The sequence below is a fragment of the Burkholderia sp. 10_S31 genome, from assembly GCF_056930375.1.
Genome location: NZ_JBXOWK010000001.1, coordinates 1,212,921 through 1,230,792, shown reverse-complemented (window position 1 = coordinate 1,230,792; position 17,872 = coordinate 1,212,921). Strand labels below are relative to the sequence as shown.

The 17,872-nt window shown below is 62.6% G+C and carries 15 protein-coding genes; 2 read left to right on the top strand and 13 right to left on the bottom strand.

Going from position 1 to position 17,872, the window contains the following annotated elements:
- Positions 1–18: 18 nt before the first annotated feature.
- The 9 genes from AC1Z3W_RS05610 to AC1Z3W_RS05570 form a co-directional block, all read right to left on the bottom strand.
- A complete protein-coding gene (locus tag AC1Z3W_RS05610; protein WP_483507184.1) occupies positions 19–459 on the bottom strand; it encodes a DUF1801 domain-containing protein in 441 nt (146 codons plus the stop codon).
- On the bottom strand, positions 456–887 hold the full coding sequence (locus AC1Z3W_RS05605) for an SRPBCC family protein (RefSeq protein ID WP_483507183.1): 432 nt from the start codon (positions 885–887) through the stop codon (positions 456–458). Before AC1Z3W_RS05605 ends, AC1Z3W_RS05610 begins: the two co-directional genes overlap by 4 nt.
- Complete coding sequence (locus tag AC1Z3W_RS05600) at positions 887–1,210, bottom strand: ArsR/SmtB family transcription factor (RefSeq protein ID WP_124832402.1); 324 nt, start codon at positions 1,208–1,210, stop codon at positions 887–889. The genes AC1Z3W_RS05605 and AC1Z3W_RS05600 overlap by 1 nt, the downstream gene beginning before the upstream one ends.
- 216 nt (positions 1,211–1,426) lie before the next feature.
- On the bottom strand, positions 1,427–2,833 hold the full coding sequence (locus AC1Z3W_RS05595; RefSeq protein WP_124832403.1) for a hypothetical protein: 1,407 nt from the start codon (positions 2,831–2,833) through the stop codon (positions 1,427–1,429).
- Positions 2,830–3,087 (bottom strand): PAAR domain-containing protein, encoded by a 258-nt coding sequence (locus tag AC1Z3W_RS05590; RefSeq protein ID WP_124832404.1) that lies wholly within the window; start codon positions 3,085–3,087, stop codon positions 2,830–2,832. The genes AC1Z3W_RS05595 and AC1Z3W_RS05590 overlap by 4 nt, the downstream gene beginning before the upstream one ends.
- A 527-nt stretch (positions 3,088–3,614) precedes the next feature.
- On the bottom strand, positions 3,615–3,878 hold the full coding sequence (locus tag AC1Z3W_RS05585; protein WP_483507182.1) for a T6SS immunity protein Tli3 family protein: 264 nt from the start codon (positions 3,876–3,878) through the stop codon (positions 3,615–3,617).
- A gap of 1 nt (position 3,879) precedes the next feature.
- Complete coding sequence (locus tag AC1Z3W_RS05580) at positions 3,880–4,620, bottom strand: T6SS immunity protein Tli3 family protein (protein ID WP_483507181.1); 741 nt, start codon at positions 4,618–4,620, stop codon at positions 3,880–3,882.
- On the bottom strand, positions 4,602–6,548 hold the full coding sequence (locus AC1Z3W_RS05575; protein ID WP_483507180.1) for a T6SS effector phospholipase Tle3 domain-containing protein: 1,947 nt from the start codon (positions 6,546–6,548) through the stop codon (positions 4,602–4,604). Before AC1Z3W_RS05575 ends, AC1Z3W_RS05580 begins: the two co-directional genes overlap by 19 nt.
- A 3-nt stretch (positions 6,549–6,551) precedes the next feature.
- Positions 6,552–9,065, bottom strand: coding sequence for a type VI secretion system Vgr family protein (locus AC1Z3W_RS05570; RefSeq protein WP_483507179.1), 2,514 nt, complete (start codon positions 9,063–9,065; stop codon positions 6,552–6,554).
- Positions 9,066–9,943: 878 nt separating this feature from the next.
- On the opposite strand from AC1Z3W_RS05570, the gene AC1Z3W_RS05565 reads away from it, so the two are divergent.
- The gene (locus tag AC1Z3W_RS05565) at positions 9,944–11,683 is read left to right on the top strand and encodes a S53 family peptidase (protein ID WP_483507178.1); all 1,740 of its coding nucleotides are present in this window, start codon (positions 9,944–9,946) and stop codon (positions 11,681–11,683) included.
- 90 nt (positions 11,684–11,773) lie between these two features.
- On the opposite strand, the gene AC1Z3W_RS05560 is transcribed toward AC1Z3W_RS05565, so the two are convergent.
- The 4 genes from AC1Z3W_RS05560 to AC1Z3W_RS05545 form a co-directional block, all read right to left on the bottom strand.
- The gene (locus AC1Z3W_RS05560; protein ID WP_041490811.1) at positions 11,774–12,610 is read right to left on the bottom strand and encodes an ABC transporter permease; all 837 of its coding nucleotides are present in this window, start codon (positions 12,608–12,610) and stop codon (positions 11,774–11,776) included.
- Positions 12,611–12,656: 46 nt separating this feature from the next.
- The gene (locus tag AC1Z3W_RS05555; protein ID WP_483507830.1) at positions 12,657–13,916 is read right to left on the bottom strand and encodes an ABC transporter permease; all 1,260 of its coding nucleotides are present in this window, start codon (positions 13,914–13,916) and stop codon (positions 12,657–12,659) included.
- A gap of 102 nt (positions 13,917–14,018) precedes the next feature.
- Positions 14,019–15,065, bottom strand: coding sequence for an ABC transporter substrate-binding protein (locus tag AC1Z3W_RS05550; RefSeq protein ID WP_483507177.1), 1,047 nt, complete (start codon positions 15,063–15,065; stop codon positions 14,019–14,021).
- A 76-nt stretch (positions 15,066–15,141) separates the two neighbouring features.
- Positions 15,142–16,233, bottom strand: coding sequence for an ABC transporter ATP-binding protein (locus tag AC1Z3W_RS05545; protein ID WP_483507176.1), 1,092 nt, complete (start codon positions 16,231–16,233; stop codon positions 15,142–15,144).
- 108 nt (positions 16,234–16,341) lie between these two features.
- Here AC1Z3W_RS05545 and pdxR point away from each other — a divergent pair, with 108 nt between their 5' ends.
- The gene (gene pdxR / locus AC1Z3W_RS05540) at positions 16,342–17,865 is read left to right on the top strand and encodes a MocR-like pyridoxine biosynthesis transcription factor PdxR (protein WP_124832409.1); all 1,524 of its coding nucleotides are present in this window, start codon (positions 16,342–16,344) and stop codon (positions 17,863–17,865) included.
- Positions 17,866–17,872 lie beyond the last annotated feature (7 nt).

The window sequence follows — 17,872 nt, the reverse complement described above, 5'->3', positions numbered from 1 at the left end:
GCCCGGTGCACCGGTGCGTCATGCCGCCTTGCCGGTTCGTGCCTTCGCGGCAGCGCCGGCCCGCGCGTTCTTCTTCAGATGCGCGCGGTTGTAGTCGATCGCCGCGCGAACGAGGCGCGTCAGCGCCCGCTTGTCGAGTTTGTCGCCCTCGAAAAAATCGATCGCGCGCCGCGCGTTGCCGCCGAGGCCGTCGTTGAACAAATGGTCGGGATCGGGCAAATGCGCGCCGTGCATGAACGTGAGCTTCACCTTGCCCTTGTGCGCGTTCGCGACCGCGATCATCCCGTCGCACGACCACACCGGGCTGCCCATCCATTTCCATTCCTCGACGATGCCGCCGTCGACGGCGACGATCGTCTCGCGCAGCTCGGCGAACGTCTTGCCGCGCCAGCCGGCGATACCGGCGATCAGCGCGTCGATGCGGGCCGACGGGCCCAGGTCCGGGGTGGATGCGCTCATGCTCGCGCCTCCCTATCGGTATCGGCGCGCGCCAGCACCTGTTCGAGCGACGTGAAGAATTGCGCCCACCCGTGCTGCGCACCGCGGTACGCCTGCTCCTGATCCGCGCGGAAGCCGGCCTGCTCCATCCGCAGCAACGTGCCGCGCGGCGTCGGCGTGAGCGTCCAGGTGACGACGCTTTCGAGGCCATAAGCGGCCCATGTATAAGACAACACACGCTGCGGCTCGATCGTCAGCACCGTGCAGTCGACCGGACCCCAGTCCGCGCGGAAAGTGAACGCGCGGCCCGCGACGGGCTCGAAATCGCCCTTCATCAGCCACGCCTCGATCAGGTGCGGTTGCGTGAGCGCGCGCCAGATCTTCTCCGGCGGGTGCGACAGCTCCCGTTCGACGACGACGGTACGCGTTTCAGTAGTGGCCTGGTCCATCACTGATCCATCCTTTTCAGCAGATCTTCGAGAGCGTCGAACCGGTTCTGCCAGAAGCCCGCCATCTGGCTGGTCCAGTCGATCAACGGAGTCAGCGCCTGCGGCTGCGCGCTGTAGTGCGTCTGCCGGCCCTCGTGACGGTCGCTCACGAGCCCGGCCTGCTTCAGTACGCCCAGATGCTTCGATACCGCCGGCTGCGACACGCCTGCATGGGTCGTCAGCGCGGCAACCGTCAGCTCGCCCTCCTCGCATAGCCGCTCGAAGAGCGCGCGGCGCGTCGGATCGGCAAGCGTCCTGAACAACATGTCGTGAGCGTTTTGCATGGTTGAATTCATAACCCGATGGTTATGGATTGAAGGATAGTGGCTGAGCGGCACGCGTCAAGGAGGAATTTCGCGGATGTTCACTATCGTGGCGATGGAGCCGGTTGCAGCAAGGTTGAGAGAAACCCCACACCGCCCATCGGGAATCCACTACTTGTTCTAATTCTTATTCAATCGCCGCGCGCTCGATCCCACGCCATGCATCAAGCGACCTCATCATCGAGCTTCCATGCGTCGCAGTTGTCGGAAAAAGTCATCTTCCACCAAGTTACGCCTCAAGTACGAGCCGCCCATCTGCATCAGAAACAGCAAGACGGACCCGCCCAGACAGGCCCAGAACCATCCTTGGGATGCGTTGAGGGCACTCAACGCGACGATGACCACGCCCAGGCAACAACTCCCGCCCACGGTGACAGACAAGCTAAGCACACGCCCATAGCCCGCATCGACACGAGGCACAGGCACAAGCTCGGTTCCAACCAGGTTCAGCCGCACCTTTTGGGCGCCAGCTGAAGCAACCAGTTGCGCGCCCTGGCCATGCGTCACCATCTGCGCCGCGAGCGCCTGAAGCAAGAGCGCATTTACCGGCCCTGGTTTGCCGATCGCGCGATCGACATCATGCGCCGGCAGCTCCAGCCCTACATCCTTGATGGCGCCCAGCGTTGCATGACGGCCCCGGGACGGAAGATCACTCATCCATGCGTGCCGGATGCGCCGGCGCGGCGTCTGCTCCGAGGCCAGCAGCGTTTCCAGCGCGTCCGCCACGGAATCGGACGGCATCGCAATCGGGCGGAATAAGCGCGCCTGGGGCCGGACCGTTTCCTTGAGGCTCGCGGCTACGCATGGCGAGGTGAGCAACATCGCCACGGCGGCCTCCGACCAGGCCGGCTCCATGCCATCCGCATGCAGCTGGCAGGCCAGCAATAGCCGGAAATCGGACGTGCACTCCTCGTCGAACCACGTCTCGATATTTGCCTGCTTCGCATCGAACGGCATCCATCCGAACTGCACGAGATCGGGCAGGTTCAGTTTCTTCCAGACCGCTCGGAGCTCGGTCAGATCGTCCTTGTCGGCGGATTGCAGGATCACGTCGACCGTCTCGCTCGACGCATGACGCGCGAGGCGCGCCGCGAACGGGCTCACCAATTGCTCCAATACCACCGCGAGCCGCGATACACCTGTCGAACCTTCCGTATCCGGCAAAGGCAGGATTTTGCCGGGGTTCATCGGCGCGCTCCCCTCCAGGCCCAGCAGACGTTCGCCCAACTCGGGCTCGGGCGTCAACGCAATGCTATCGACGATCACCATGTGAGCTTGTGCCCATTGCCGCCATGCAGCCCGCTCGCTGCGACACAGGAAGTTCCACCAATCAACCCGCTCGATCCAATCCTCATAGCCGGAATAGATCGCTGAGCATACGACCCCCGATACCAGCAGAGGCAACAACAACGCGCGCACGAAGAAGGGTTCGGACATCACCGGTTTGCCCTGCTCCCAGTTGAATACCGTGATGAGCATGCCCGCAGTCTGAATGATCACTACGGCAAGCACACACCACCAGATCGAGGGCGGCTTGCCGTACTGATACTCCTCGACGCCCGAGAGGGTCCATGCTCTGCTCATGCGATTTTCATCCCCATGCTGCTGGCGATCACCTGGCTGCCGCACTGCGATCGGCACATGTGTACAGCCCATTTTCGGCCGCCTTCACTGTAACCCTCGGCGCATTCGATGATCGGGTTGTCACCGTGCTCCGGGCACGAGACGACGTCATGCAGCAGCGCCACCTTGCGGCCGTCAAGATCGAACGTCGATGAAGCGGTCTTTACGATGCCGCCGTGTGTCGTCGCATCGCCTACACAAATTGGGTTCTTCATGATGGTGTGGTGCATGTACGGTGATATGAATGGCGCGCCTCATTGAGGCACCAGAGGCGCATCCGGGTTGGTCGGTTTGATCGATGCATCGCAGGTGATTCGATCCTGGCCGGAGGGCGTAACGACACCAGATAAGTAATTCGGTCGTTTAGATGTAGAAAACGTTGAGCCGCGCACCCCGGGTGGATACGGCCTACTCAAATCAACCCCCGGAATCAGCGGATATTCCTTCACATAAGCGCTACCATTTTCATTACCATAATCGACCTGAGCAAAAAACAGCTTATCTTTCGTTGCAGCGAACGTATACCGCCTCGAGTCTTCAAATGAATAAAACTATGATCCGCGTAGACCTTCGTGGCGAAAGTCTTACCACCGTCTGTCGAATACCAAAACGGCACCACACAACCCTTTTTCACCATTTCCACAAACCAATCCATCCGGATAGGCCAGAGGTAAAACAATATTCTCACCGGCTGGATCGGCATTAATGATTCTCCCCTGGAAATTTTCAAACATGCCTCGCCCTAAAAATTTTCGAATTCCGCACGAGTGTCATTGTAGTGCGACTCCCCGTGATAACAATCGCGGTAACGCTCCAATGTGACAAAGCGGTGATTGTCAATCCGATAGATCACTTGGGGCTGCGAGTCATACGGCAACTCCTTGAGTGCTGAACTCATGAAATCTCCAAGCCCGAAGGCCGGACGCTGCGGACTCTGCGCGGTGCACCCTTGCATCAGGGCGAGCAGTGCGATTATGGTCATGGCGTTTATCATCAGCGTCTGCATTTCACCGAGGCACCAACGGCGCATCTGGGTTGGTCGGCTTGATCGATGTGTCGCACGTGATTCGATCCTGGCCAGAGGGCGTAACGACGCCATATAAGTAATTCGGTTGTTTAGATGTAGAAAAGGTTGATCCGTATATCCCTGATGGATACGGCTTGCTCAAATCGATCTCATGAACCAGCGGATACTCTTTCACATAAGCGCTGCCGGTTTCATTGCCATAGTCGACCCGGGCAACAAATAATTTATCCCTCGTTACCGCGACTGTATATCGCTTCGAATCCTCGAACGGATCAAAACTATGCCTCATATAGGCGAAGGCAGCGAAAGTCCTCCCCCTGTCCGTGGAATACAACAATCCAACGTCAACACCACGATCTGATGTTCCAAGATGGGGGGGCGCACCAGATGGAAAGGCCAGATTTTGCCCGGTTGGATCGGCGTTAATCAATCGCCCCTGGTAATCTTCGATACTTGCTCTGCCCAAACCCGTTTTTATACCAGCATGTGTATCGTTGTAATACGCTTGACCATAGTTACAGTCACGATAGTTCTCAAGCGTCACAAAACGATGATTATCAACTCTGTAGATGACCTGCGGTGGCGAATCATAAGGTAGCACCTTCGCACTAAGGAAATCACCCAATGAAAATACTTGTCGTTGTTGCACCACGCACCCTGACATTAGGGTTACCAGCACGATGATGACAATCGAGTACCTCATCACGTTCCCCCCTTCCATTGCTGTTGCCGAAGTTGTTCAGCTTCGGCTTTGCTTTGCTCCTCAGCCACCGTGTTCCAATCGATATAGGCCGGCTTTACAATGCTTTGGAGAGCGCAAATTTCAAAGTAATCGTCATAACCCTGCGTCCAGTCGGCAAATTTCATCAGACCAGTCCAGAACGCCGGTCTCTCATATGCATCACAAAAGCCGATCGGCAGATCGTAGGCTGCTACTCGGCGCATGAATGCCTGATTCCCAGGTAACGTGCTGTGATTGGTCGGCTCGGCGCGATAAGTATCGAGTCGTTGCAGCATTTCTTCCTGATTTTCCACTCGCGTCGTACGCTTGGATGTGTAAATTTCCTCGGAAGTAACTGTCTTCGACGGCTGAAAAATAGAGCGCATGTAGCGGTATTCAGAATCAGCGTATTGCCCTTGATTCGGATCGGTCAGATTCTTGTCCCACTTTCCCATCTCAGGCGCAATCCGGCGAGACATCTCGAAGTACTTCATTTCTTCCGGCGAGATCGGATTCGGCACCTGCTCGGCATTGATCGTCACGGTTTTGTCGGGATGCGGTACCGCCCACAGCTTCACGAGGGGCGTAAAAATTTTCCGGTTGCCGTTCCAAAAATCGGTCGACTTCGCTCCGGGCACAAGCATGTCGTCGGGAGTCGGCGGCAGCGTACCGAACTTCTTCTCGCCCGGCGCGTCGCCCACCGGCGTACCGCGCGCCAGCATGCGCTGCTTCACAGTATCACCCAACTCACGAAGCAATTTGTCATCCACGCCCTGCCAGCCGATACTTTGCAGCGGCACCGCGCCCATCACGCGATCATGCGGCGTGAAATACACATAAAGACGACCGTGATTGTCGCGCTCATGCACGCCAGACTTGCGCTGGTTGTCGGGTCGCCAGAAATCCATATCTTCCGACGCTCCGCACTGAAGCTGCATCATTCGCTCCTCGTCCATCTCGCGCTTGTCCTGCTTGATCCGATTGGCAATATTCCGGAAGGTGTTGACGCGCGCGTCGGGAGTCGGACGCTCCGAGCCGCAGGCCAGGGCATCCGTGACCTTGTCATCAAGGGCATACGGCGAATTCATTACGAACACTGCATCGGGCGCGCGTGTCTTGCATAAGGCGGTCGCCGCCAGCGCGATCATCGTCCCTTGGCTATGCGACATCACTGACACCGTATCGCGTGGACACTCGTTGCGAATCCGGTCAATCAAATCTGCCAGGCGTTGAGCCGCGTGCGCGTAATATGTGCGCGGAGGGGCGTCTTGCAATTGGCGATCAGCCTCTGTATTCAACGACTCCATGTCGAACTTGAGCACGTGACGCCTAAATCCCTCGTAGCTCCACAATTGCTGCAGATTGTTGGTGCCGTTCTGGAAAGGACCGCCCCCCCAATACCAGGGACCGTCTTCTCTGTTCGTGCAGTCTGGCCCCCACGCCCATAGATCAATGCCGCGCGGATTGCGCATTGGGATGCGCCATATGTACTCGTCGCCTTTTGCCGCACGATATCCCCAGTAAAAGCGGATCACCGGGGAATGCCCAGGCTTTGTGGGATCAATCTGACGAGGAATCGGACGGCCATCGGAACCTTCAACGATATACGAGTTCGCTTCGAGCTTCGTTTCTTCCGTGCGGCGCAAACGATCATTCAATCCGGCACACAACGCCTGCTCCGCCGCGTCATACCACTCCCCCGTGGAATTAACGCCATGCACAAAAATGATGACGCCGGGCATATGCGGTGGGATCCTGCATTCCGCCCGCACCTGGAAACTGCTCGGAGTGTGATACGACTCCCAATACGGTTGCCCCAGATGATCGCGCTTCATCGGCACGATGCGCGTTGCGGTGTCGTGCTGATAGGGTTTCTGCGCATCTGCCTCGCCGTCCATACCGTCCGGTTGGTTTGATTGGTCGGTCATTAATCAGGCATCCTTATTGTTCTGGAGCAGTAGCTTGAGCCCCCGCGCAACATCCTGCCGGCTCAACGAGGTCTCCCCCTTGTCGCTGGTAACGCCCTCGATAATCTGTCCACTAGCGAGCTGAATCTTGTACGGTCGGTTCGCGACTGGTCGACCGGTAACGTCGTCGCTGAGAATGAACCGCTCGTCATTCGCGACATCGATCTGGTTGAACTTCGGTAGCGGCAGCGACAGCGCACCCGGCCCTTCCTTCTGAATTTCGATGATCTTGAGGATCAGGCAGCCGGCCCCGCCAATCTCGACGTTATCGCCCTGCACCTTGATGTAGGCGGTGCCGCCACCGCCGAGCACGACCCCGTTGGCGGCATTGACCGTCGTGGTGCCGTCGGCACTGGTGATTCGCATGTCTTTTTGCGCAACCATTTCCATCGCGTCCGACTGCGCCTGGATTTGAACCTTGCCGCGCGCGGCATAGAGCTTGATGCCGAACTTGTGTGCAAACAGCGACAGCACCTCGCCTGCTGCGATAGCGACATTCCGAAGCGCATTCACGTTGAACCGCGACGACGTGCCGACGCTCACGTCCTTACCCGCCGACACCATCACCCGATCCGGCGTTGCCAGGCCTATGCCGTTCGGCGCGGACAGCGCAATCACGGCGGTCTTCAAGCTAGCGAGTTCGTCCTTCAGCCACGCGTTTTCCGACTTCAGGTCCGCGATCTCCGCATGCGCAACGGCCGCGGCATCGGTCAATCCCCGAGCCTGCGCCTGCGTCAACGCAAACTGGTTCGTCATCGGCCGCATGTCGGACGACGGTCCGATTGCCTTCTCCTGCCTGTCGGACGACACCAGCAGGCCACCACCCGCACGCACGTGCCCCCGATCGTCGGTGCGCAGTTCGAAGCCGTCGCCACGCAGTCGCTGGTCCCGGTCCACCGTATAGCCGAGATTGAGTTGCGTCTTGCCGTGCTCGGTCGCGACCTTGACGTGTTCCTTGCCCTCCCGGTCGTCCAACTCGACGGTGTTGTTCGAGCGCGTGCGGATCGTGTTGCGCGTGCCCCAGGGGTCGCCCGCGACAATCGGATCCGTGTGTTGAGCGGTATGCAGCACATGGCTGATGAACGGCAGATCCACGCAACCCCACAGGAAGCTCACGCCAACGACCGTCCCCTCGACGAGCCCGAAGTGAAAGCCGGTTTGGTTCGGACCCGCGAATGGCTTCGCCAGCCGCATCGGACAGCTTTGCAAACCGGGCGCCCGCGTGTCGCGATCCATATGGAGATCGACGATGTATTCGCCCTGCCCATCCAGATACGGGTCTTTCCAGCCGCCCGACGACGCGATCGTCCCGGTGATGACTCCGTCGATCCTGGGCCACGTTTCTTCCATCAACGGCATTCGATACTGGCGATCGGACGGAATCGCGTCGAACTTGACGTGATATGCCTTCTTCCGGGTCGCGCTACTCGTCACCCGCACCACAACCAGCCCGTGCCTTGCATCGGACAACTCCCGGTTAGACAGTTTCAGCACCGAGCCGGGCGTGAGATCCAGCATGTCGCACTCGCCGCGATACTCGACCTGTGCGGCCAGCGCGGCCTCGCGGCGCAGTTGCGCCTCCTCCTTCGCCTCGCTCTCGTTCTGGTTCGGCATCCCCCAGATATATGCTTCACCATACGTGGTGCGGTCATCCCGGATGGGGCTGACCGCCTCGATCGGATCCGAAATCGCCGTTTCGGTGTTGAACATGCGTACGACGTAGGTCGCGGGCACCGTCTTCGCGTGCATTTCGAGCGCGCTGACCGACTCGACGCCTCCAGTTTCCAGCCCGCTGTGCGGCCGGTACGCAACCGTCAGGCGCTCTGGATCGCGGCGGTAGTGCGCATAGTCGTCGCCGAAGCGCACCTGCTCGCAATGCTCGCCTTCCTCGCACACGAACCAGATACCCGAGCGTCTGCATAAGCGCGTAATGAACACCAGGTCTTCCTCGCCCCATTGCATCACGAAGCTGCGCTTGCGATAGGTGCGGTGCAGCTGAAATTCGAAGCGCGCGAAGATCTGGTTGAACTCATGCTCGCGCAGAATCTGCTCGATGATCTCGGGAACGGTCTTGTCCAGAAAGAACCGGCATTTGGCCGCATTGCGCAACAGCGCCAGACGCGATTCCAGCACGATCTCGTACAACGACTGGTCGCGGTTGGTCGCTTTGAGGGCGAACCCAGTTACCACGCCTTGCACGCGACGTGCGCTTTCAGGCTGGCTCCATCGGTCACGCGGCGGCGGCTGGATCACAAACGCACCTATCCGGTTCAGGAATTCGCTGCGTGACAGGTCATAACGAGGATGCGTGAACTGGATCGTGTACTTCGTCGGCTCTCCGATCCCGCGTACCCCATCGAACTCGTAGACATCCGCTAGCGCGGCGGCAGGCATGCCCTTGAGATCAAGGCTGTAGAACTGATGGATGTTGATGCCCGCGCGTGCGGGTGTATCGAAATTGGCCGTGCTCGGGATCAATCAATCCTCCGAAAACGTTTGCGGAATAGGCCGCGCGACTTTAACCGGGTAAGGGGCGAAGCCGCCATAGGACGAATCTGAAATTGGCAGGAACCGGGATTTGAAGCCGAATCCGCTAACGCGTCCCGATCGAGCAAAAATGGATTTGGCGTTTCCCTGCTACCGATTCGCTCGATTAAATCCACGCTGCTGTCGCATAGCTCTTCGCCGCGCGACATGCCCGATGCGCCCGACGGTCCAATCCAAATTGAGCGATGGCGGAAAGCTGACGTAGCCGATCGCTACCGCATTTCATTGCGGCCGCACCAGGCAGGAGTAGCCACGTCACGGCAGCTTCGCTTCCCTCCCGGACAGCGATCGTTCCACCCTTCTGACTCGAGCATTTACTCTAATTTGCGGCGTCGTACTTGTGATCGAAAGCCGTCCGCAAGACTGCACGACGCGCTGTTCCACAATTCGGGAAACACGCGGGCTCCGCCGGCGCCTTTTTCGTGCATCCACGCACCCGCCCCGGCCACCTCACTTCGTTTGACCACATAGTGCGACACCGCATGTGGCGGCGGCCGATCGCAAATCATGCGCGTACGCAATCGTCCAAGCCGTCTCCGCGCACCTCCCGTCGCAGCGACGAGCGACTCACGCATACGAACGGTAAGCGTCGCATTGCCACGTGCCGCGAACCGGTTCCCTTGCGGATTCGCGCCGCCTGCCGCAGCGCGCCACGTGCTACACGCCTGGCCGCACGCCCATGTCAGAACTGACAGCTATGGAAACTGGCAGCTGCCTGAACGGCACCGACGCCCTACGCTCGTCTGCGCTCGCGGCCCCACAAGGGCCGGGGGCTCCAGCAACGTCGTCTCTCCTAAAAAGGACTCCCGATGAAAAGGAACGCCTGGTTTGCCCTCCCCCTTCCGTCGCCTCGCCGCCTTGCGTGCGCGGTCCCGTTCGTGTTCGCCGCTGGCGCGGCGCATGCGACGACGGACTGGGTCGACACCCACACGAAGGCCTTTCTGACCGGCCCGCAATTGATGGCGCGCAGCGCGGCGCCGTCGCTCGAACTCGCGGCCGGCGAGACGACCGACGTCGTCATCAGCCTGAAGCTGCGCAACGCCGCACAGCTCAAGCAGCTCGCACACGACGTGAACCGGCCCGGCAACGCGCATTACCGCCAGTACCTCACGCACGAGCAGTTCCTCGCCAGCTACGCGCCGACCGAAGCGCAGGTGAATTCGGTCGTCGACTATCTGCGCAAGAGCGGCTTCGTGAACATCGAGGTCGCGCCGAACCGTCTGCTGGTGTCCGCGCGCGGCACGGCCGGCACGGTGAAGACCGCCTTCAACACGTCACTCGTGCACTTCCAGTACGCGGGCCGCTCGGGCTTCGCGAACGCATCGACCGCGCAGGTGCCGCATGCGCTCGGCGGCGTCGTCGGCTCGGTGCTGGGGCTGCAGAACGTCGCGCACGCACGGCCGATGCTGCGCATCGGCAACGTCGCGAAGCCGCAGGCGCTCGCAGCCGGCACGGCCACGGGCCACTATCCGAAGGAATTCCCGGGCCTCTACAACGCGACCGGCGTGCCGACCGCTGCCGGCGTGACCGTCGGCATCATCACGATCGGCGGCGTGTCGCAGACGCTGCAGGACCTGAAGCAGTTCACGTCGGCTAACGGCTACGGCACGGTCTCGACCCAGACCGTGAAAACCAACGGCACCGGCACGACCGGCAGCTACAGCGACGACCAGAGCGGCCAGGGCGAATGGGATCTCGACAGCCAGTCGATCGTCGGCTCGGCCGGCGGCCAGGTCGGCAAGCTGATGTTCTACATGGCGGACCTGAACGCGGCCGGCAATACCGGGCTCACGCAGGCGTTCAACCGCGCGGTGTCGGACAACACCGCTAAAGTGATCAACGTTTCGCTCGGCTGGTGCGAGACCGACGCGAACACGGACGGCACGATCGATGCCGAAGAGCAGATCTTCACGACGGCCGCCGCGCAAGGCCAGACGTTCTCGGTGTCGTCGGGCGACGAAGGCGTGTACGAGTGCAACAACCGCGGCTATCCGGACGGCGCGAACTACACGGTGTCGTGGCCGGCCGCGTCGCCGCACGTGCTCGCGATCGGCGGCACGACGCTGTACACCACGTCTGCGGGCGCGTTCTCGAACGAAACGGTATGGAACGAAGGCCTCGACGGCAACGGCAAGCTGTGGGCGACGGGCGGCGGCGTCAGCACGATCCTGCCGGCGCCGTCGTGGCAGTCGGGCAGCAACCGTCAGTTGCCCGACGTGTCGTTCGATGCCGCGCAAAGCACGGGCGCGTACATCTACAACTACGGCCAGTTGCAGCAGATCGGCGGCACGAGCCTCGCCGCGCCGATCTTCACGGGCTTCTGGGCACGGCTGCTCGCGGCGAACGGCACGGGCCTCGGCTTCCCGGCCGGCAAGTTCTACGCCGACATTCCGTCGAACCCGTCGCTCGTGCGCCATGACGTCGTGTCGGGAAACAACGGCTATCAGGGGTATGGCTATACCGCAGGCACCGGCTGGGATCTGACGACCGGCTTCGGCAGCCTGAACATCGCGAACCTCAACAAGCTGATCCAGACGGGCGGCTTCTGAGCGTGATGTGAACGCCGGTGCGCGCGGCAACGGCCTCGCGCGCGCCGGCTTGCGCATCGGATACCGCGCGGCTGTCCCGCCCGTGCCGCGTCACGACACCGCGCGTCGCGCGTTGCGTCCGCGCAGCCATTCGAGTGCCAGCAGCAGGCTCGTCGAGAAGATGATCAGGATCGTCGCGAGCGCGGCGATCGTCGGGCTGATGTTCTCGCGGATCCCGGTGAACATCTGGCGCGGCAGCGTCGTCTGGTCCGCGCCCGCGAGGAACAGCGTGACGACGACTTCGTCGAACGACGTCGCGAACGCGAACAGCGCGCCCGACATCACGCCCGGCGCGATCACCGGCAGCGTCACGCGGAAGAACGTCGTGACGGGATTCGCGCCGAGCGACAGGCTCGCACGCACCAGATTCTGGTTGAAGCCCTGCAGCGTGGCGGCGACCGTCGTCACGACGAACGGCACGCCGAGCGCCGCGTGCGCGGCGATCAGCCCCGTGTAGGTGTTCGCGAGCCCGAGCGGCGCGAAGAACAGGTACATGCCGACCCCGACCACGACGACGGGCACGATCATCGGCGACAGCAGCACGGCCATCAGGAGGCCCTTGCCGCGGAAGTCCGCCTTCGTGAGGCCGATCGCGGCGAGCGTGCCGAGCACGGTCGCGACGATCGTCGCCGACGGCGCGACGATGAAGCTGTTCTTCGCGGCCATCCGCCACTCGTCGGACGCGATCAGGTTCTCGTACCAGCGCGTCGAGAAGCCCGGGATCGGATAGACGAGGAACGTGCTCGAAGAAAATGACAGCGGCACGATCGCGAGCACCGGCAGGATCAGGTACAGCAGCGTCAGCACGACGAGCACGCGCAGCGCGACATACCACGCGCGTTCGACGAACGACATGTGCGGCGCGAACAGCGGCCTGGCGAGTTTCATGGTCGGCATCCCCTTCCCGTTTCGTTGCGTATTCCTGCCCGGGCGCTCAGCCGAGGCTCACGTTGGTGCGCGTGAAGCGCCCGTACACCGCATACAGCACGAGCGTCGCCGCGAGCAGCAGCCCGCCGAGCGCGCACGCCATGCCCCAGTTGATCGTCACGTTCGTGAAGTACGCGACGTAGTAGCTGACCATCTGGTCGTTCGGCCCGCCGAGCAGCGCAGGCGTGATGTAGTAGCCGATCGCGAGGATGAACACGAGCAGCGCGCCCGCGCCGACGCCCGGATAGGTCTGCGGCACGTACACGCGCCAGAACGCGGCGAACGGATGGCTGCCGAGCGATACGGCCGCACGCTGGTAGGTCGGCGGGATCGACTTCATCACGCTGTAGAGCGGCAGGATCATGAACGGCAGCAGGATGTGCGTCATCGAGATGTACACGCCGACGCGGTTGAACAGCAGCGTCAGCGGATGCGAGATCAGCCCGCTGCCGATCAGCGCCGTGTTGATCAGCCCCTCGCTTTGCAGGAGCACGATCCACGCGGCCACGCGCACCAGCACCGACGTCCAGAACGGGATCAGCACCAGGATCATCACGAGGTTCGCGCGACGCTCCGACAGCGTCGAGATCCAGTACGCGAGCGGGTAGCCGAGCAGCAGCGCGAACAGCGTGACCGCGACGCCGATCACGAACGTACGGCCGAAGATCGCGAGATAGATCGACTGGTCTGGATCGGCCGGCACGATCTGGCCGAAGCCGTCCTGCTTGTGGTCGAGCGCGGCGAGCAGGTAGAACGGCGACACGTGGCTGCCGTTCTTCGCGATCGCCTGCCAGTACGCAACGTCGCCCCAGCGCGAATCGAGGTCGAGCAGTTTCGTGCGTGTCTGCGCGGGTGTCAGCGCTGCGGCGCCGTCCTCGCCCTTCAGCGGCATCGCACGCGCCGTCTTCGCGACGAGCGAGCGGTAGCCGGGAATCTCGGTGTTCAGGCGCCGTGCGAGCGCGCCCATCGCCTCGCTGTCGGCGACCTTCGTCATGTCGGCCGCAAGCGCGACATACGCGGCGTCGGCCGGGGGCGCCTTGCGGTCCCAGCCCGACAGCGCGGCGATCGTGTTCGGCAGCGCGGTCGCGATCTCGGGGTTCTGCACCGCGCGCGTGAGCAGCGTGCCGATCGGCACGACGAAAATGAGCAACAGGAAGATCGCGAGCGGCGCGATCAACAGCAACGCCATCGTGCGCTTGCGGGCCTCGGCAGCCTTCAGTTCGCGCTTGAGCGCGGCTGTCGACGGCGAGGAAGGAGCGATCGTCATCGTGTTCAACGGTTCTCTCCGGCCGGGCTCGATCCGGCGGAATGCCGCGCGACGCGTTCGACGCGCCGCGCGGCAGGTTGCATCAGGACATCTGACGGACTATTACTTCGTCGCCCACGCGGCGAAGCGCTGCTCGAGCTCGTCGCTGTGGTCGGTCCAGAAGCCGATGTCCTCCAGCACCGCGTTCTTGCCGTTCGCCGGCGAGTTCGGCAGGTTCGCGAGCGTCTTCGCGTCGAGCGACTTGATCGCCGCGACGTTCGCCGGGCCGTACGCGATGTGCTGTGCATACCCTTGTTGCGGCTTCGGCGTCAGCGTGTACGCGATGTACTGCTCGGCCAGCGCCTTGTTCGGCGAGCCCTTCGGAATGGCCCAGTAGTCGAGGTCGTAGATGCTGCCGCTCCACACCACCTTCAGGTTCTTGCCTTCCTTCTGCGCGGCATCGATGCGGCCGTTGTACGCGGTCGACATCACGACGTCTCCGGCGACCAGGAACTGCGGCGGCTGCGCGCCCGCTTCCCACCACTGGATGTACGGCTTCAGTTCGTCGAGCTTCTTGAACGCGCGATCCTGGCCGGCCTTCGTGCCGAGCACCTTGTACACGTCCTTCGTCGGGACGCCGTCGGCCATCAGCGCGAACTCGAGGTTGTAGCGCGCGCCCTTGCGCATCCCGCGCTTGCCCGGGAATTTCTTCACGTTCCAGAAGTCGGCCCAGCCGGTCGGCGCGGTCTTCAGCTTGTCCGCGTTGTAGGACAGCGCGGTCGACCACACGAAGAAGCCGACGCCGCACACCTGCGGCGCTTCGGGAATCAGGTCGGACTTCTTCGCGATCTTCGACCAGTCGAGCTTCTCGTACAGCCCTTCGTCGCAGCCGCGGTTCAGGTCGCCCGATTCGACTTCGACCACGTCCCAGTTGACGTGCTTCGCCTCGACCATCGCCTTCACTTTCGCCTGCTCGCCGTTGTACTCGACGGCCGTGACCTTGTTGCCGGTCGCCTTCTCGAACGGCTGGTTGAATGCGGCCTTCTGCGCGTCACCGTTCGCGCCGCCGAAGTTGACGACCGTGAGTTCGGCCGCCGAGGCCGATGCGCCGACGACTGCAAGTGCCAGTGCGAGCGCGGTGCGACGCGCGGTAAAGCTTGCTCCGTTCATGATGGTTCCTCTCCTCTCGTGGTGGAAGTGGGCTTTGTTGTTGACGACGTGCTGCGGAAAAACAGGAAAACCTGCGTCAGGCGAACACGCGCAGGTGCTCGGGCGCGAATGCGAGCGACACCGGTGCGCCGGGCGAGAACGCGTCGAGCGCGCCCGTGCCGAGCGGCACCTTCACGAAGCATTCGTCCTGGCCCGGCAGCGCGCAGCGCATGCGCACGTGATCGCCGAAATAGATCAGGCTGCGCGCCTCGCCGGTCACGCGGTTGGCGGTGCCGTTTGCGTGACCGTTCGCCAGACTCATGCGTTCGGGGCGGATGCACGCGACGGCCGGCGCGCCTTCGGCCACGTCGCCGATGCGGCGCCCGACGAGCTGCGTGCCGTCGTCGAGCCGGAATTCGCAGAATTCGCCGTCGACGCGCGCAATGGTGCCGCGCAGCCGGTTGCTGTCGCCGATGAAGTTCGCGACGAATTCGTTGCACGGCGATTCGTACAGGCGGTCGACGGTATCGAGCTGCTGCACGATGCCCTTGTCGAACACGGCGACGCGATCGGACATCGTCAGCGCCTCGCCCTGGTCGTGCGTCACGTAGACGAAGGTCACGCCGAGCTTCTCGTGCAGCGCCTTCAGTTCGTATTGCATGTGTTCGCGCAACTGCTTGTCGAGCGCGCCGAGCGGCTCGTCCATCAGCACGAGCTTCGGCTCGAACACAAGCGCACGCGCGAGCGCGATACGCTGCTGCTGGCCGCCCGACAACTGCGCCGGATAGCGCTTCGCGAAGCGTTCCATCTGCACCATCTTCAGCGCATGCGCGACGCGCTCCGCGCGCTCGGCGGCCGACAGCTTGCGCACCGTCAGCGGATACGCGACGTTCTGCTCGACCGTCAGGTGCGGAAACAGCGCGTAGTTCTGGAACACCATGCCGATGTTGCGCTTGTGCGGCGGCACGGCATTCAGCAACTCGCCGTCGAGGCGGATCTCGCCGCCCGTCGGAAACTCGAAGCCCGCCAGCATCATCAGGCAGGTGGTCTTGCCCGAGCCGGACGGCCCGAGCAGCGTCAGGAATTCCCCTCGGTGGATATCGAGGTCGAGCGATTTGACGACCAGCGTCTCGCCGTCGTAGGTCTTCCGCACGCCGCGAAAGCTGACGATCACATCATCGGACTTCATCGTGGCTGTCCCCTTGCTGCGCGACAAATGTTTTTGAGATGCGAGCCACTATACGGCGCCCACGGTTCTATACTAGGGAACCATTTCAATATTCCAAGTAGAACCACTTTGGATACCGTGATCCTCGCCGACTGGCTCTCGGCCCGTCTCGATCGCAGCTCGTCCGAGCCGATGTACCGGCAACTGCTGCAACTGATGCAGCAAGCCATTCTCACCGGGGAATTGGGGCCAGGTACAAAGCTGCCGAGCTCGCGCACGCTGGCGGCCGACCTGTCGATCGCGCGCAATACCGTGCTGCACGTGTACGACCAGCTGACGGCTGAGGGCTACGTACTGACGACGACCGGCAGCGGCACCTATGTGGCCGACACCCGGCCGGACGCCGCCGCGATCCGCGTGCCGGGCGTCGCGCCGCCGCCGTCCGATGTCGGTGCGGCACTGCTGGCGGACGCGCAGGGCGGCCTGTCGATGCGCGGACGGCAACTGATCGAGCATGCGGGCGTGTCGCGGCGCCAGTGGGGCGCGTTCATGCCGGGCGTGCCGGACGTGTCGGAATTCCCGAGCCGCACCTGGAGCCGCCTGCAGGCGCGGCTGTGGAAGGAAGCGAATCCGGAGTTGCTGACCTATGCGCCGGGCGGCGGCTACCGGCCGCTGCGCCGCGCGCTCGCCGATTACCTGCGCGTCGCGCGCTCGGTCAAATGCTCGCCGGACCAGGTGATCATCACGACCGGCATCCATCAGTCGATCGATCTCGCGGTGCGCCTGCTGTCCGACATCGGCGATCGCGCGTGGGTCGAGGAACCGTGCTACTGGGGCGTGCGCAGCGTACTGCAGGCGACCGGCCTCACGCTCATGCCGGTGCCGGTCGACCAGGAAGGGCTCGATCCGCGTGCGAGCGACATGCGGCATCCGCCGCGGCTCGTGCTCGTCACGCCGTCGCACCAGTATCCGCTCGGGATGGTGATGAGCCTCGCGAGACGCCGGATGCTGCTCGAGTACGCGCGGCAACACCGCTGCTGGATCATCGAAGACGACTACGACAGCGAATTTCGCTACGGCAGCCGCCCGCTCGCGTCGCTGCAGGGGCTCGACGACAGCGGCCGCGTGATCTATGTCGGCAGCCTCGGCAAGATGCTGTTCCCGGGCCTGCGGATGGGCTACATGGTCGTGCCCGAGCATCTGGTCGACACGTTCCGCACCGGGCTGTCGGAGCTGTATCGGGAGGGTCAGCTGATGCAGCAGGCCGTGCTCGCCGAATTCATCATGGACGGGCACCTGACTTCGCACGTCAGGCGGATGCGCACGCTGTATTGCGAGCGCCGGCAACTGCTGATCGACGCGATCCATGCGCGCTTCGGCGACGCGCTGCCCGTGATGGGCGACGAGGCCGGCCTGCATCTGGTGCTCGGCCTGCCCGACACGTGCGACGATCACGCGGTCACGCAAAGCGCATTCGACGCAGGCGTGATCGTGCGCCCGCTGACCAGCTACTACAGCAGCCCGGACACCGCGCAGCGCGGGCTGCTGCTCGGCTATGCGTGCGTCGCGCACGAAGGCATCAGCCCCGCGTTCAACACGCTCGCAGCCACCATCGAACGGCATCTGCCACGGCACTTCACGCGCGCGGCATGACCGCTTG

Bases quoted from the DNA above. Each gene is read 5' to 3' on its own strand.
- AC1Z3W_RS05610 (WP_483507184.1), bottom strand. From the start codon at position 459: ATGAGCGCATCCACCCCGGACCTGGGCCCGTCGGCCCGCATCGACGCG.
- AC1Z3W_RS05605 (WP_483507183.1), bottom strand. From the start codon at position 887: ATGGACCAGGCCACTACTGAAACGCGTACCGTCGTCGTCGAACGGGAG.
- AC1Z3W_RS05600 (WP_124832402.1), bottom strand. From the start codon at position 1,210: ATGCAAAACGCTCACGACATGTTGTTCAGGACGCTTGCCGATCCGACG.
- AC1Z3W_RS05595 (WP_124832403.1), bottom strand. From the start codon at position 2,833: ATGAGCAGAGCATGGACCCTCTCGGGCGTCGAGGAGTATCAGTACGGC.
- AC1Z3W_RS05590 (WP_124832404.1), bottom strand. From the start codon at position 3,087: ATGAAGAACCCAATTTGTGTAGGCGATGCGACGACACACGGCGGCATC.
- AC1Z3W_RS05585 (WP_483507182.1), bottom strand. From the start codon at position 3,878: ATGCAGACGCTGATGATAAACGCCATGACCATAATCGCACTGCTCGCC.
- AC1Z3W_RS05580 (WP_483507181.1), bottom strand. From the start codon at position 4,620: ATGGAAGGGGGGAACGTGATGAGGTACTCGATTGTCATCATCGTGCTG.
- AC1Z3W_RS05575 (WP_483507180.1), bottom strand. From the start codon at position 6,548: ATGACCGACCAATCAAACCAACCGGACGGTATGGACGGCGAGGCAGAT.
- AC1Z3W_RS05565 (WP_483507178.1), top strand. From the start codon at position 9,944: ATGAAAAGGAACGCCTGGTTTGCCCTCCCCCTTCCGTCGCCTCGCCGC.
- AC1Z3W_RS05560 (WP_041490811.1), bottom strand. From the start codon at position 12,610: ATGAAACTCGCCAGGCCGCTGTTCGCGCCGCACATGTCGTTCGTCGAA.
- AC1Z3W_RS05555 (WP_483507830.1), bottom strand. From the start codon at position 13,916: ATGACGATCGCTCCTTCCTCGCCGTCGACAGCCGCGCTCAAGCGCGAA.
- AC1Z3W_RS05550 (WP_483507177.1), bottom strand. From the start codon at position 15,065: ATGAACGGAGCAAGCTTTACCGCGCGTCGCACCGCGCTCGCACTGGCA.
- AC1Z3W_RS05545 (WP_483507176.1), bottom strand. From the start codon at position 16,233: ATGAAGTCCGATGATGTGATCGTCAGCTTTCGCGGCGTGCGGAAGACC.